Origin of the sequence: Ruegeria aquimaris, assembly GCF_025751555.1 — a bacterium.
GTDB lineage: Bacteria > Pseudomonadota > Alphaproteobacteria > Rhodobacterales > Rhodobacteraceae > Ruegeria_B > Ruegeria_B aquimaris.
Genome location: NZ_JAOWLB010000011.1, coordinates 49,496 through 64,092 on the forward strand (window position 1 = coordinate 49,496; position 14,597 = coordinate 64,092).

The window sequence follows — 14,597 nt, forward strand, 5'->3', positions numbered from 1 at the left end:
GCCGGACTGGTGCTTCTTTCTGGTCAAAAATACTCAAATCGCGGCGTTGCCGCGCAGGCTAACGTTTGCCGTAGTAGAGACCGACCACATGTTCCGCCTGGGCAAAGAACAGCCAGCGCGACGTGGCGATGCCGATCAGATGCGCGATCACGGCAATCAGGGCGAGCAGATGTTTGACGACTACGTCATGCACCGGCACCAGCAACAATAGCAGCGGCAGGACAAAGCCTAGGCCCAAGGCCAGCATTCGCAGCTTAGCCGCGTGTTTTCGGCCGACGACATGCACGAATTCCCGCAGCAGATAGTTGCTGCCTGTATGCGGCGGCTCAAAGGCGCGCACCTTGCCGCGCGATCCTAGCCCGGTCGCGGTTCCGATATCGGTGCCAGAGTCCGCCAGCGCGGTGTCGCCCTGTTTCCAGTAAGCCAGTTGCACCGTACCCGCGATCAGCAGCAGAACGATTGCGGCGGTGTTCTGGCCGGCCAGCAGCGCGCCGCCGGCAAGGCTGAAGGACAGAAACATCGCCGGTGTAAGGTTCATGTTCCAGCGCGGAATGGTCTTGAGCTGGGCATAGATCATCGACGTGGTGAACACGGTGATCAGCGACAGTGCAGCACCGACCCAGCCCAGCACAGCCCAGCGCTGGTCCAGGAAGATGACGCCGATGGCATAGATCCCCATGAGGATCAGCGCGGCCACCGCAGAGCAGCCCTCGCGGCTGAGCCAGCTTGTGCGCCACTGGCTGAACGCCTTCCAGGCGCGTTCCGGGTGACCGAGGTGGAATGTCGAAGCCAGAAGCCCGCCGACGGCCAGACCGAAGGCAATGGCGAAGAAGACGAAGGCCACCCAACCGGAAACATCCGGCAGGCCAAGACCGAGAAAGGCCAGAAGGCCAAAGCCGAGGCCCGACAAGGTGGTGAAGATGATGACGGAAGGAGCGGGATGCATCAGAGTTTCTCCAGGGCCTTGTCGAGCCAGGCGATGAACCCTTTGGGTTCATCGGCCACCGGCGCCAGCAGCGGCGCCAGGATATCGATCTGATCCTCGATCCGGTCCTTGGGCCGGGGCGGCAGGTACTTGTTCACGGGCTTGGTGCCCATCTCGGGCATCAGGTCCATGCCGCCGCGCTCGGCCACCAGTTGCGACACCGCGCTGTCCGGATCACCCAGATCGCCGAAATGGCGCGCACCGGCCGGGCAGGTGCGCACGCAGGACGGCACGCGGTCCACCTCGGGCAGGTTGTCGTTATAGATGCGGTCGACGCAGAGGGTGCATTTCTTCATCACGCCTTCGGCCAGATCCAGTTCGCGCGCGCCATAGGGGCAAGCCCAGGCGCAGAGGCCGCAGCCGATGCAGTCGCTTTCGTTGACCAGAACGATCCCGTCTTCCGAGCGCTTGTAGCTGGCGCCGGTCGGGCAGACGGTGACACAGGGCGCGTCCTCGCAATGCAGGCAGGATTTCGGGAAATGGATCAGCTGGGCGTGGCCCTCGGGCGGCTGCACCTCGTAGGAATGCACCCGGTTCAGGAAGGTGCCCGACGGATCGGCGCCATAGGGATTCTGATCGCTGAGCGGCGCGCCGTAATTCTCGGTGTTCCAGCCTTTGCAGGAGATCACGCAGGCATGGCAGCCGACACAGGTATCGAGGTCGATGACCAGGCCCATCTTGCGGTCGGTGGATTGGGGGAGTTGGGTCATTCACCTACCTTCCAAGCCAGGGTTTTCGGGCCGGTTCCGACCGGCGACTTGATCGGGTCGAAGGCCGGTTGGCTCTCGGTCATTTCCTCGGGGCCCGCCACCTTTTCGATTTTCACCTTGAGGTCGAACCACGCCGCCTGGCCGGTCACCGGGTCGGAGTTGGCCCAGCGCAGCCCGTCACCCTTGGGTGGCAGCAATTCGTGGATCAGGTGGTTGAGCAGGAAGCCCTTGGTGGCCTCGGGCGCATCCGGTTCCAGCGCCCAGGCGCCCTTGCGCTTGCCGATCGCGTTCCAGGTCCAGACGGTGTTGTCGTTGAGCGCGGCCATCTCCATCACCGGCACCACGATCTGACCATGGGGAGAGGTGACCCGCGCCCAGTCGCCATCTTCAAGCCCCTGTTCGCGCATTATTTTTGTCGGAACATAAAGCGGGTTGCGCCCGTGCAGCTGCCGCAACCAGGCGTTCTGGGTGCCCCAGCTGTGATACATCGCCATGGGGCGCTGGGTCAGGGCGTTGACGGTGAAGCCTTCGTTGCCGTGCTGATCGGTCTCGTACCAGATTGGCAACGGGTCCAGCCGCTGGCTGATCCGGGCGCGCAGGTGATCCGGTGGCTGGCGCTCGCCATGGCCTTCGGCGGCCAGCTGGAACCGGCGCATGGGTTCGGAATAGAGCTGGAACAGGTAGGGTTGCGGGCTGTCATAGAGACCCATGCCGACGGCCCAGTCCTGATAGGCCGTGTTCCAGGGTTTGTAGTATCGCGCCGCGTCCGGCACATGTTCGACAAAGAAACCGCCGTTCGCGATATAGCGGTCGAGCTGATCGGGATTGACCTCACCCCGCCCGGCCTTGTCGCCTGCCGCGCCCCGGAAACCGGCCAGCGGGCCGATGCCCGGTTTGCGCTGGTGGTTGACGATGTAATCGGCGTAATCGGTGTATTTCGCCGCGCCGTTCTCATCGGTGAAACCGGGCAGTTTCAGCTTGTTGGCCAGTTGCACCAGCACCGTCTGGAAGCCGCGCACATCGCGGTCGGGCTCGATCACCGGCCAGCGGATCGCATCCGCCGCGCCGTCCGCCTCGCAGATGGGACGGTCGAGCAGCGAGATGCAGTCGTGCCGTTCCAGATAGGTGGTGTCGGGCAGGATCAGGTCGGCATAGGCGACCATTTCACTGCTATAGGCATCCGAGTAGATGATCCGCGGAATGACGTATTCGCCGCTCTCGTCCTTGTCCGTCAGCATGTCGATCACGCCGCGCGTGTTCATGGTCGAGTTCCACGACATGTTCGCCATGTACATGAACAGCGTGTCGATCTTGTAGGGATCGCCGGCATGGGCGTTCGAGATCACCATATGCATAAGCCCATGAGAAGACATGGGATTTTCCCAGGTGAACGCTTTGTCGATGCGCGCCGGGCTGCCGTCGGGTTTGAGCGCCAGATCCTCGGGCCCGCGCACGAAACCCAGGTGCGGACCATCAAGCGGGGCGCCGGGCGTTGCCTTGCAATGGGGTTTGGGGTGCGCCTCGACCGGCTTGGGATAGGGCGGTTTGAAGCGGAAGCCGCCGGGGACCTCGACCGTACCCAAAAGGATCTGCAACAGGTGCAGGGCGCGGCAGGTCTGGAACCCGTTGGCGTGGGCCGAGATACCGCGCATGGAGTGGAAGGAGACCGGGCGGCCCTTCATCACCTTGTGGGTCTCGCCCCGGAAATCCGTCCATTCCTGTTCGATTTCGAACGCTTCGTCAAAGGCGACGCGGGCGATCTCGGCGGCCAGCGCGCGGATGCGCGCGGCCGGGATGCCGCAGCGGTCGGCCACCGCCTCGGGTGTGTACTCCTCGGACAGGTAGCGATTGACCGTTTTGTGCATCACCGTGTGGCAGGTTTGACCGTTTTGTACATGCGTCCCGGTCAGGTCCGGGCGCACGCCGGGACGGTCGAAGGGGGCCGGTTCGCCGGTCGCACGGTCGATCACCTGCACCTTGCCGTCCGCATCACGCAGCAGGAGGCCGTGGTCGTCGGCACCGGGGTTCTCGATCACCAGACAGGGCGCGTTGGTGTAGCGGGCGAGATAGTCGAGGTCGATCTTGCCCGCCTTCATCAGCACGTGGATCAGCGACAGGATCAGCAGACCGTCGGTGCCGGGCGTTATCCCGTACCAGTCGTCGGCCACCGCGTTGTAGCCCGAGCGGATCGGGTTGACGCCGACCACCCGCGCGCCGCGCGCCTTGATCCTGCCGATCCCCATCTTGATCGGGTTGCTGTCATGATCCTCGGCCACGCCGAAGAGAATGAACAGCTTGGTATGATCCCAGTCGGGCTGGCCGAATTCCCAGAAGGCGCCGCCCATCGTATAGATGCCCGCCGCCGCCATGTTGACAGAGCAGAAGCCGCCATGTGCGGCATAGTTCGGGGTGCCGAAATTCTGCGCCCAGAAACTGGTGAAGCTTTGTGACTGGTCGCGCCCTGTGAAGAAGGCCAGTTTCGACGGATCGTTCTCGCGGATCGGTTTCAGCCAGCCGGTGGCGATCTCCAGCGCCTCGTCCCAGGTGATCTCCTGGAACTCGCCCGAGCCGCGCGGCCCCACCCGTTTGAGCGGCGCGCGCAGGCGCGAGGGGGCATTGACCTGCATGATCCCGGCGGAGCCCTTGGCACAGAGCACGCCCTTGTTCACCGGATGGTCGCGGTTGCCCTCGATATAGGCGACCTTACCATTTTTCATGTGCACGTTGATGCCGCAGCGGCAGGCGCACATGTAGCACGTGGTTTTTCGCACCTCGTCGGAAACCTTGGGCGAGGTGTCGAGCTTTGGTTGCTGGTGGATCATTCGGGTTTCCCTGTTCTGTCGTCCCTCACGCTAGGGCAGATCACCCTTTCCGGCGACAATTTTCTTGCAAATTCAAACTTCCCGAAACCCTTTTCCGCAAAACCGCAATTCTGGGTGGTATTGTTCTTTCATTGCGCCTGCGCCAGAGCTTGCAGAACGGTGACGGCGATCATCTGGGTGACGTCATCGGCAACGCAGCCGCGTGACAGGTCGTTGGCTGGTTTGGCCAGCCCTTGCAGAACCGGACCGATGGCGGTGTACCCGCCCAGGCGCTGGGTGATCTTGTAGCCGATGTTGCCCGCGTCGAGATTGGGGAAGATCATCACATTGGCCTTCCCGGCCACCTGCGAGCCGGGCGCCTTGGACGCGCCCACCGAGGGCACAAAGGCGGCATCGAACTGCAATTCACCGTCGGCGTCCAGTTCGGGATGATCCCTGCGCAACCGTGCCAGCGCATCGGTGACCTTGGTGACGTTGGGGTGTCGCGCGCTGCCCATGGTGGAAAAGGACAGCATGGCGATCTTCGGCTCCTGCCGCAGCAGCGCCCGGCACGAGGCGGCAGAGGCGGCGGCGATGGCGGCCAGTTCCGTGGACGATGGGTCGATCACCAGCCCGCTGTCGGAATAGAGCATCGCGCGGGCATGCGCGGTGGCGCTCTCGGGCGGGTACATCAGGAAGAAGCTGGAGACCATGGCGGCACCGGGCGCGGCGCCGATCACCTGAATGGCGGTGCGCACCACGTCGGATGTGGTGGCAACCGCGCCGCCGACCGTGCCCGCCGCGTGACCGGCCCGCACCAGCATGGCGGCATAGACAAGCGGGGTGCGGACGGCGGCAAGCGCGTCGGCCTCGGTGACGCCCTTGTGTCGCCTGAGATCGTGATAGGCCGCCGCAAACCCGGCGGTCAGCGGCGCGGTGTCGGGATCGTGGATCGACAGACCATCGCCCTCGGCCGCGCCCTGCGCTTGAAGCTCGGTCTGGATCGCGGCGGTCTGCCCGACGAGGATCACATCGGCAATCCCCGCCTTTCGGGCGGCCAGCGCCCCCGCGACAACGCGGGGGTCGCTGCCTTCGCTCAGCGCGACGGTGGCGCGCCGGGCCGGGGGTTCAGACAGCAAAAGCTCGATTGGTGTTTGTGTCATCACCCTGGCCCCTGTTGCGCTCAGACCTGCTGCGGCCGCATGTCGGCCTTGTCGATCCCGGCGACGCGCACCGGTTTCTTCATGGCGTCGCGGCGGAAGGGCTCGCCCAGCTCCTGGTTGATCATCGCTTCGATCAGGGTGGTCTTGCCTGCCTTCTGGTCCTCGATGGCCTTGGCCAGGGCGGTGGTCAGCTCGTCCATGGTGCGGGCCACGACGCCTTGCAGGCCGCAGGCCTTGGCGATGCCGGCATAGCTAACCTGCTGGTCCAGTTCGGTGCCGACGAAGTTGTCGTCGAACCAGAGGGTCGAGTTGCGCTTCTCCGCGCCCCACTGATAGTTGCGGAACACGATATGGGTGATGGCGGGCCATTGCCCGCGACCGATGGCGGTCAATTCGTTGACCGCGATGCCAAAGGCGCCGTCGCCGGAGAAGCCGACAACCGGAACGTCGGGCTGGCCGATCTTGGCGCCGACAATCGCGGGCAGGCCGTAACCACAGGGGCCGAAGAGGCCGGGGGCCAGGTATTTGCGGCCTTCGTCAAAGTCGGGATAGGCGTTGCCGATGGCGCAGTTGTTGCCGATGTCCGACGAGATGATCGCCTCGCGCGGGAGCGCGGCCTGGATCGCGCGCCATGCCATGCGGGGGCTCATCCAGTCGGGCTTGTCGGCGCGGGCGCGTTCGTTCCAGGTGGTGCCCGGATCGTCGTCCTCGTGGGTCATCGACGACAGCTGCTGGGCCCAGGCCGATTTGGTCTGGGCGATACGGTCCTTGCGCGCGGCGCGGCCTTCGTCGCCGGCGGTGTCGCTGAGCTGGGCCAGGATGCCACGTGCGACCTTGGCGGCGTCGCCGATGATGCCGACCGAGACCTTCTTGGTCAGGCCGATACGGTCGGGGTTGATGTCGACCTGGATGATCTTGGCATCCGCGGGCCAGTACTCCATGCCATAGCCCGGCAGGGTCGAGAACGGGTTCAGACGGGTGCCCAGGCAGAGCACAACATCGGCGGTCTTGATCAGTTCCATCGCCGCCTTGGAGCCGTTGTAACCCAGCGGCCCGGCAAACAGCGGGTGCGAGCCGGGGAAGGCGTCGTTATGCTGGTAGCCGACGCAGACCGGCGCATCGAGACGCTCGGCCAGCGCCTTGGAGGCGGCGATGCCGCCCTTGGACAGGACCACGCCCGCGCCGTTCAGGATCACCGGGTTCTTGGCGTTCGACAGCAGTTCAGCGGCTTGCGCCACGGCCTGTTCGCCGCCCGAGGGGCGCTCGAACTCGACGATGGCGGGCAGGGCGATGTCGATGACCTGAGTCCACATGTCACGCGGGATGTTGATCTGGGCCGGGGCGCTGGCGCGCTTGGCGTTCATGATCACGCGGTTCAGGACCTCGGCCACGCGGGTGGGGTCGCGGACCTCTTCCTGATAGGCAACGCAGTCGGCGAACATGCGCATCTGTTCCATCTCCTGGAAACCGCCCTGACCGATGGTCTTGTTGGCGGCCTGCGGGGTGACCAGCAGCAGCGGCGTGTGGTTCCAGTAGGCGGTTTTTACGGCGGTGACGAAGTTGGTGATGCCCGGCCCGTTCTGGGCGATCATCATCGACATCTTGCCGGTCGCGCGGGTGTAGCCGTCGGCCATGAAGCCGCCCGAACCCTCGTGCGCGCAATCCCAGAAGGTGATGCCAGCGGCGGGGAAGATATCGGAGATCGGCATCATGGCCGACCCGATGATCCCGAACGCATGCTCGATCCCATGCATCTGAAGGGTTTTGACGAAAGCTTCCTCGGTCGTCATTTTCATAAGAACGCACTCCATGCGATTGACAGGGGCCAGTGTCCTTCCGGGCATCGGCGGATTGGAGTCAGGTTTAGGCGCAAGGGGAACGTGGGCGTTAGGGCCAGAAGGGCCGTCAGCTTAATGCCAGTTTGGTCCGGCGTGGCGCTCTATGGCCCGGGCGATGCGTTCGATGCCCGGTGCGATGCGGTCCGTCTGGATCGAGGAATAGCCGAGCCGGTAATAGTTCGTCGGCCGGTCGGAGCCGGAAAAGAAGGTGGTGCCCGGTTCGATATGCACGCTTTCGCCGCGCAGCGACATGGCCAGCGCGCCGCAGTTCACCCCGACGGGCGCCTGCATCCAGAGCGACGAGCCGCCATAGACGCCGCGCCCGGCGATGGTCAGCCCATGCTCGGCGATGGCGCGCTCGATTTCGCGCCGCCGTTGCAGCAGCACCGATGACATGCGCCGGATCTGGGTGTCGTAATGGCCAAGCGACAGGAAATAGGCGGCGGTGCGCTGGATATGGCCCGGCGGATGGCGCAGCACCAGTGAGCGCAGCGCGCGCGCCTCGCGGATGAACGGCTCAGATCCCACCATGTAGCCCAGCCGCAGACCCGGAAAGAGCGATTTCGAGAAACTGCCGACATAGATGACCCGCCCGTCGCTGTCGAAAGATTTCAGCGCGGGCGAGGGTGACCCCAGAAAGGCCAGTTCAAACTCGTAATCGTCCTCGACGATCATCGCGTCGATTTCGCGGGCGCGTTCCAGCAGCCGGTGCCGACGCGACACCGGCATGGTGGCGGTGGTCGGGCTCTGATGGCTGGGTGTGGTAAAGATCACGTCGGTATCTTCGGGGATCTCCTCGGGCGGGAGGCCGTCGAGATCGACCCGGATCGGAACCAGATTGCATCGCGACTGGATCAGCAATTCGCGCAGGGCATAGTAACACGGATCCTCGATTGCGGCCTTGCGTCGCCGGTTCAGCAACACCCGCGCCGCCAGCCAGAGCGCATTCTGGGCGCCGAGCGTGATCAGGATCTCTTCGGGCCGGGCCGAGATGCCGCGCCGGGGCAGGGTGTGGCGGGCGATGAACTCGATCAGCAGCGGATCGTCCTGGTCCACGTAATCGGCGGTGAGCGAGGCGAAATCCTTTTGCCCCAGCGCGCGCACGGCGCAGAGCCGCCAGTTGGCGTGATCGAACAGGGTCGGATCGGCCTGACCATAGATGAACGGATAGCGGTAGCTGCGCCAGTCCGCCGGTTTCTGGAGCGTGTCGCCGCCGGTGAACTTGCGCGCGATGGCCCGGTTCCAGTCGACGGTTTCCTGATCGCGTTGCGGCGGTGCATAGCTGGGCGGGATCGGGGCGTTTTCGGACACGAAATAGCCCGAGCGCCCGCGGGAGGTGAGATAATCGTTTGCCAGAAGCTCGGTATAGGCCAGCGTCACCGTGATCCGGCTGACGCCCAGATGGGTGGCCAGCCGCCGCGACGAGGGCAGTTTTTCTCCCATGTGGAAGCGGCCCGACAGGATGCCCTCGGCGATCATCTGCTGGATCTGCGCCTGCAAGGTGCCCTGTGCGCCCTGCTTGAGAAAGAAGGTTTCGACGGGTATGGCCATGGCATCAGCCTATATTGGACTTATGCCAGGTACAATTTGGACTTATCGCGACATGGCAAGCATTTTCCCCTGTTGGCGTCAGGATTGACATCCAACTGGCCTTATGCCGGACCGGAAGAAAGGACTTGCGCGGCTCAACGATTCTATATAACTAGTTTTGTAGTTTAATGAGGTGGCGACGATGTGGAAAACGGCGGCCGAGGGATTTAACGCCATGGGGTCGGAGGCGCGGCTGAAGGTGCTGCGCGTGCTGATCCGGGCCGGGCGACCGGGCCTCTCGGTGGGAGATATTCAGGCGCGGACGGGGATTCCGGCCTCGACCCTGGCGCATCACCTGAAGGCGCTGACCGCAGGCGGCGTGATCGAGCAGGAGCGTATAGGGCGGACGACCATAAACCGCGCCTCGTACGAACGTCTGGATGCGCTGGCACGTTTCATCCTGGCCGAATGCTGTGTCGATCAGGGAGTTGTATCGGAGAAGGAGACGGAACATGGCTGAGATGGCCCATCCCACGACCCAGCCGCTGCGCCGCGTCCGGGCTGCGTTGAAGACCCCCTGGGCGCTGAGCGCGGCGTTGCTGGTGGCGGTTGCGGTGCTGGATCCGCAGAACCTGAGTACCGTGTCGGTGTTTGCGGTGCGGGCGCTGGGGCATACCGCGCAATACATCCTGTTTGCGGTACTGCTCCTGGCCTATCTCAAGGCGACAGGGGCCGAGGTGCTGGTGGCGCGCGCCTTTGAGGGGCGCGAGACGCGGATGATCGTGCTGGCGGCGCTGTTTGGCGGGCTGGCGCCGTTCTGTTCCTGCGAGGTGATCCCGTTCATCGCCGGGCTGCTGGCGCTGGGCGCGCCCTTGTCGGCGGTCATGGCCTTCTGGCTGAGCTCGCCGCTGATTGATCCGCCGACGCTGTTGATCACGGCGGGGGCGCTGGGCTGGCCCTTTGCCATCGGCAAGGCGGTGGCGGCGGTGGGGCTGGGCTTGTTTGGCGGGTTCGTGGTGCGGGCGCTGTCGCGGGGCGGTGCGCTGGCCGATCCGCTGCGGTTTTACAAGCGCGCGGGCTGCTGCGGCTGCGGGGCGCCGAAACCGGTTGCGCCGGTGTGGCGGTTCTGGACCGAGGCGGACCGTATCGCGGTGTTTCGCGAGGAGTTTCTGAGCAACGCGCTGTTCCTGCTGAAATGGCTGGCGCTGGCTTATGTGATCGAGGCGCTGTTGGTCGAATACGTCCCGGCAGAGGTGATCGCCGGGCTGGTCGGTGGCGAGGGGCTGTTGCCGATCGTCATTGCGGCGCTGGTGGGCATGCCGGCCTATCTGAACTCTTACGTGGCGCCGCCGCTGTTGGCGGGGCTGACCGAGCAGGGGATGACGGCGGGTGCTGCGATGGCGTTCATGGTGGCGGGCGCGGTCAGTTCGGTACCGGCGATGGCGGCGGTCTGGTCGCTGGTCAAGCCAAGGGTCTTTGCGCTGTATCTGGGGCTGGGGATCACCGGCGCGGTGATCGCCGGTGTTCTGTTCCAGATGATCTGAGCCCGGTTACTGCCCCGCGCAATGCTGGGGCAGTTTCAGCCGGTACCGCGCCTCGCGGCTGGTCACGTAGACCCGTTTTTCGACACAGGCTGTGGTGGTGATCGCGTTGGCAATCGGCCCGTCGGTGGTGGAGATCGAGATGGCATGCCCATTGGGCAGCCGGACCGAGACCACGGCGCCCTTGTTGAGGTCACCGTTGACAGCCACCGCCGAGAGCACGTCGAGGGTCAGGAAGGCCTCGTGCTCGTGGTCTTCCTCGCCGCGGCCGAAGAAGAACAGCGTGAGCAGGATTGCCACGATGAGAGCCGCCGCCGCCAGGAAGGCGCCACGGGTCTGGAAGAAGGCATAGACCGAGACCGCGCGGTGCGGTCCGATCAGTTTGGACAGGATGTCTAGCATGGGATCTTGCAAGTAAGAACCCCGGCCAGTTGGCCGGGGCGTGTCGGGTCAGCGGCGCGGATCGTCTTCGTCTTCGTCGTCGTGATCGCCGCCCTTGGGCAGGTTGAAGAAGCTGTCGGCATCCACGATGGGGCCGTGATCGTCATCGTCGTCATCGCTGGTGTCGATCGGCTCGGAGAGCGAGAAATTCTCCAGCCCTTCGATGGCGGTCGGGATGCGGGGGCCGGTGTCCATGCCCAGCGACTGTTCGGTCGAAACCAGCTTGCGGCGTTCGTCGTCGCTCATCACGCCGCCTTCGGCGGCTTTCTTGGCGGCGGCCTTTTGCACCACCGAGTCCAGTTCGGACTGGCGGCAGAGGCCCAGCGCCACCGGGTCGATGGGCTGCATGTTGGAGATGTTCCAGTGGGTGCGCTCGCGGATCGACTGGATCGTCGGCTTGGTGGTGCCCACAAGTTTGGCGATCTGGCCGTCCGACAGTTCCGGGTGGAACTTGACCAGCCACAGGATCGCGTTCGGGCGGTCCTGGCGTTTCGACAGCGGGGTGTAGCGCGGGCCGCGACGCTTTTCCTCGCCCGAGGCAGCGGGGTTGAACTTGAGCTTGAGCTTGTGCAGCGGGTTGTTCTGCGCCTTGTCGATCTCTTCCTGGGTCAGCTGGTTGTTGGCGATCGGGTCGAAGCCCTTGACGCCTGCGGCCACATCGCCATCGGCGATGCCCTGGATCTCCAGTTCGTGCATGCCGACGAAGTCGGCGATCTGCTTGAAACTGATCGTCGTGTTGTCAACCAGCCAGACGGCGGTCGCCTTGGCCATCAAAGGTTTTGCCATGGCTTGTCTCCTTGCGAATACATCTCTCCCGTCGCCGGAATTCGGCTGCCCCGGGGTCTTGGGGCGGTTTCCGTTGTCGGGGAACTCCGGCTGTATATAGTCGGGCTGGGCAGATAAGGAAAGAGCGAATGCGCTGGCTGATTCTCTGGGTTCTAAGCGCGGTTTCGGCATTCGCCGATGGCGAGAAAGCGGGCCAGTTCGACTATTACGTGCTGTCGCTCAGCTGGTCGCCGAACTGGTGCGAGACCACGGGCGATGCGCGCGGCGAGGACCAGTGCAGCCCGCGTCATGACCATGGCTGGATCCTGCATGGCCTTTGGCCGCAGTATCAGTATGGCTGGCCTTCTTATTGCCGCACGGCCGAGGCGCCGCCCTCGCGCCAGATGACGGCGGAAATGGCCGATATTCAGGGCAGTTCGGGCCTTGCCTGGCATCAGTGGAAGAAACACGGCACCTGTACGGGGCTGAGCGCGCAGAACTATTTCGACCTGTCGCGTGAGGCCTATGACAGCGTGGTCCGGCCCGAGGTGTTCCGGCGGCTGGACCGCACGGTGCAACTGCCCGCGCGGGTGGTGGAAGAGGCGTTCCTGAAGGCCAATCCGAACCTGGAACGCGACATGCTGACGGTGACCTGCAGCGGACGCTACATCGCCGAGGTGCGCATCTGCCTGTCAAACAGCCTGAAACCGGTTCCGTGCGGCCGCGACGTGGTGCGCGACTGCCGCACTGAAGACGCGCTGCTGTACGCGATTCGCTGAGAGCGGGTCAGCCCTGTTCCTTTTGGCAGGTGCGGGCGTATTCCAGCGCCTTGGCGGTTCCCTTGAGGTCGATTGCCATGACCTGCTGACCGCTTACACCATAGACGGTCATCACCTTGCGCTGGGCGATGGCGTGCACGAATTCGCGGTCGGTGAAGAACACGGTCGCGCCGCGCACCTTGCCCTGTTTCGCGCCAATCGCGGTGGCTTCGAACTTCTCCCCGTCCAGGTCGAAGGTGACGGGGTAGCTTTTGCCGTCTTCGATCTCGCCCTAGGCCTTGTTGTAGACGGTGAAATAGCCGCGATTGCCCGAGGCGTCATAGCCGAGGCGGACAATCGAGAGATCCTGATAGACGGTCTGGATCAGGCAGCCGTTGCCAAGGGCGGGGTCCACCATCAGGTTCCAGCCATGCACGAACCCCTTGTCGATCAGCTCTTGCGACCAAGCGGCGGTGGCGGTTGTGGCGGCGAGGGCAAGGGCAAGAATGCGCATCATCGGGACATCTCCGGGCGGTGAATGAGGCTTTATCCTTACCTAGCCGCAAAGCGGGTGGGACAAAAGGAAAACCCCGCCGGGCGTTACCGATTTCCTAGGGCAGGATTGGGCGCGTATCTCATGATATGACCATCGGTTCGGCGCCGGGGAGTAACCCGGCAGGCCAAGGGTCGACTGGCGCGGTCAGGCAAAGCCGAAGCGCATGGCGCCCGCCGCTGCGAGTTCGTCATCCAGTGCGCTGGAGGTGAGCAGGTCGAGAACGGCGGTGGCACCGCGGCCGGGTGAGGCGCTGAGGAAGATCGACATGTCGATGTCGGTGCCGAAGTCGCGGGGAAAGACCGCAGCGGGGGCGATGCCGGGGGTCGACAGAATCGTCGACAGTGGTGCCACGGCCAGTTCGGTGTCCCCTGCCGCGACCGAAGCGACCGGTTCGCCGCCGCCCATCGGGCGGCTTTTCGGGCGTAGGGTGTCCGACAGCCCCAGCCGCGCGACCGCATCCAAGAAGATGCGGCCGCTGGTGCCCGCGCCGGTATAGGCGATGCTGTCCGCCCGCCGGAAAAGATCGGCGATCTCGAGCGCGTCCCGGAGAGGCTCTGCCTTGGCGCCCGACCGGCAGCCGACCGCAAGCGGCACCCGGCCAAAGGGCCGGTGCGTGGTAGCGTCGACATGGCGGCTGGCGATCAGGGCGGGGACGTATTCGGGATTGGTCAGCCCGATGTCGAAGGCTTCGCCAGCGGCGATGCGTTGGGGTATCCGGGGGTTGAGGTCGATGATCTGTGTCACCGGTCGGCCCGCTGCCGCGTCGAGACGGGGGCCAAGGCGCGCCATGATGCCCCGGATCGCCGTCGGCACGAAAATGTGCAAATCCGCTGTTGTCATGTCCCGGCCCTCGTGGTGACCCGCCCTTTGGGGCAGAGTACCGGCCTTTGGGAAGCCGGGCTAGAGATCCTTGCGGGCGCGCATCGCGGCCGAGATGGTGCCGTCGTCGAGATAGTCGAGCTCGCCGCCAATGGGCACACCCTGTGCCAGCGAGGTCAGCCGGACGCGGCCGCCCAACTGATCGGCGATGTAATGGGCGGTGGTCTGGCCGTCGATGGTGGCGTTGAGGGCCAGGATCACCTCGGTGATCGCCTCGGTGGTGATGCGGTCGGCCAGGCGGGGAATGCGCAGTTCCTCGGGACCGACGCCGTCCAACGCCGACAGGGTGCCGCCCAGCACGTGATAGCGGCCCTTGAACACGCCCGAGCGTTCCATCGCCCAGAGATCGGCCACATCCTCGACCACGCAGAGCTCGCCGGTGGCGCGGCGCTCGTCGGTGCAGATGTCGCAGACATCCGAGGTGCCGATATTGCCGCAATTGAGGCATTCGCGCGCGGTGGCGGCGACCCGTGTCATCAGCTCGGCCAGCGGGGTCAGGAGCAGCGCGCGCTTGCGGATCAGGTGCAGCACCGCGCGCCGGGCCGAGCGTGGCCCCAGCCCCGGCAGACGCGCCATCAACTCGATCAGCGCGTCGATATCCTTGGTCGATCCGGCCATGGTTCTGGGTCC

At 64.8% G+C, this 14,597-nt stretch carries 15 protein-coding genes; 3 read left to right on the forward strand and 12 right to left on the reverse strand.

All coding sequences use genetic code 11. The annotated features are described in order from the left end of the window. Positions 1 to 58: 58 nt before the first annotated feature. The 6 genes from OE747_RS15055 to pdxR form a co-directional block, all read right to left on the reverse strand. Positions 59 to 946, reverse strand: a complete 888-nt coding sequence (locus OE747_RS15055) for a dimethyl sulfoxide reductase anchor subunit family protein (protein WP_263829394.1) — start codon at positions 944 to 946, stop codon at positions 59 to 61. Then, on the reverse strand, positions 946 to 1,695 hold the full coding sequence (locus OE747_RS15060) for a 4Fe-4S dicluster domain-containing protein (RefSeq protein ID WP_263829395.1): 750 nt from the start codon (positions 1,693 to 1,695) through the stop codon (positions 946 to 948). Before OE747_RS15060 ends, OE747_RS15055 begins: the two co-directional genes overlap by 1 nt. Then, positions 1,692 to 4,517: a molybdopterin oxidoreductase family protein gene (locus tag OE747_RS15065; protein WP_263829396.1), complete on the reverse strand. Its 2,826-nt coding sequence runs from the start codon at positions 4,515 to 4,517 to the stop codon at positions 1,692 to 1,694. The genes OE747_RS15060 and OE747_RS15065 overlap by 4 nt, the downstream gene beginning before the upstream one ends. Positions 4,518 to 4,645: 128 nt before the next feature. Next, on the reverse strand, positions 4,646 to 5,659 hold the full coding sequence (pta, locus tag OE747_RS15070; protein WP_263829397.1) for a phosphate acetyltransferase: 1,014 nt from the start codon (positions 5,657 to 5,659) through the stop codon (positions 4,646 to 4,648). A 20-nt stretch (positions 5,660 to 5,679) separates the two neighbouring features. Further along, positions 5,680 to 7,455 carry a sulfoacetaldehyde acetyltransferase gene (gene xsc, locus OE747_RS15075; protein WP_263829398.1) on the reverse strand — a complete coding sequence of 592 codons (1,776 nt, stop codon included), beginning with the start codon at positions 7,453 to 7,455 and terminating at the stop codon, positions 5,680 to 5,682. A 114-nt stretch (positions 7,456 to 7,569) separates the two neighbouring features. Continuing rightward, positions 7,570 to 9,048 (reverse strand): MocR-like pyridoxine biosynthesis transcription factor PdxR, encoded by a 1,479-nt coding sequence (gene pdxR, locus OE747_RS15080; RefSeq protein ID WP_263829399.1) that lies wholly within the window; start codon positions 9,046 to 9,048, stop codon positions 7,570 to 7,572. Positions 9,049 to 9,229: 181 nt separating this feature from the next. On the opposite strand from pdxR, the gene OE747_RS15085 reads away from it, so the two are divergent. Next, positions 9,230 to 9,547, forward strand: a complete 318-nt coding sequence (locus OE747_RS15085) for an ArsR/SmtB family transcription factor (protein ID WP_263829400.1) — start codon at positions 9,230 to 9,232, stop codon at positions 9,545 to 9,547. Position 9,548: 1 nt separating this feature from the next. Beyond that, positions 9,549 to 10,571, forward strand: coding sequence for a permease (locus tag OE747_RS15090; protein ID WP_404818325.1), 1,023 nt, complete (start codon positions 9,549 to 9,551; stop codon positions 10,569 to 10,571). 6 nt (positions 10,572 to 10,577) lie between these two features. On the opposite strand, the gene OE747_RS15095 is transcribed toward OE747_RS15090, so the two are convergent. Together OE747_RS15095 and OE747_RS15100 are read right to left on the reverse strand one after the other, a co-directional pair. Then, positions 10,578 to 10,970, reverse strand: a complete 393-nt coding sequence (locus OE747_RS15095; protein ID WP_263829402.1) for a hypothetical protein — start codon at positions 10,968 to 10,970, stop codon at positions 10,578 to 10,580. Positions 10,971 to 11,018: 48 nt separating this feature from the next. Further along, positions 11,019 to 11,795 (reverse strand): DUF1013 domain-containing protein, encoded by a 777-nt coding sequence (locus OE747_RS15100; protein WP_263829403.1) that lies wholly within the window; start codon positions 11,793 to 11,795, stop codon positions 11,019 to 11,021. A gap of 128 nt (positions 11,796 to 11,923) precedes the next feature. Here OE747_RS15100 and OE747_RS15105 point away from each other — a divergent pair, with 128 nt between their 5' ends. Then, positions 11,924 to 12,553, forward strand: coding sequence for a ribonuclease T2 (locus tag OE747_RS15105; protein ID WP_263829404.1), 630 nt, complete (start codon positions 11,924 to 11,926; stop codon positions 12,551 to 12,553). Between the two features lie 7 nt (positions 12,554 to 12,560). Here the strand turns inward: OE747_RS15105 and OE747_RS15110 are convergent, their stop codons facing one another. The 4 genes from OE747_RS15110 to recR form a co-directional block, all read right to left on the reverse strand. Further along, a complete protein-coding gene (locus OE747_RS15110; RefSeq protein WP_263829405.1) occupies positions 12,561 to 12,731 on the reverse strand; it encodes a hypothetical protein in 171 nt (56 codons plus the stop codon). Positions 12,732 to 12,824: 93 nt separating this feature from the next. After that, the gene (locus tag OE747_RS15115; RefSeq protein ID WP_263829406.1) at positions 12,825 to 13,049 is read right to left on the reverse strand and encodes a hypothetical protein; all 225 of its coding nucleotides are present in this window, start codon (positions 13,047 to 13,049) and stop codon (positions 12,825 to 12,827) included. A 183-nt stretch (positions 13,050 to 13,232) separates the two neighbouring features. Further along, entirely contained in the window at positions 13,233 to 13,928 is a 696-nt protein-coding gene (locus OE747_RS15120) for a substrate-binding domain-containing protein (RefSeq protein WP_263829407.1), read from the reverse strand. Between the two features lie 60 nt (positions 13,929 to 13,988). Then, positions 13,989 to 14,585 (reverse strand): recombination mediator RecR, encoded by a 597-nt coding sequence (gene recR / locus OE747_RS15125; protein WP_263829408.1) that lies wholly within the window; start codon positions 14,583 to 14,585, stop codon positions 13,989 to 13,991. Between the last annotated feature and the right edge of the window lie 12 nt (positions 14,586 to 14,597).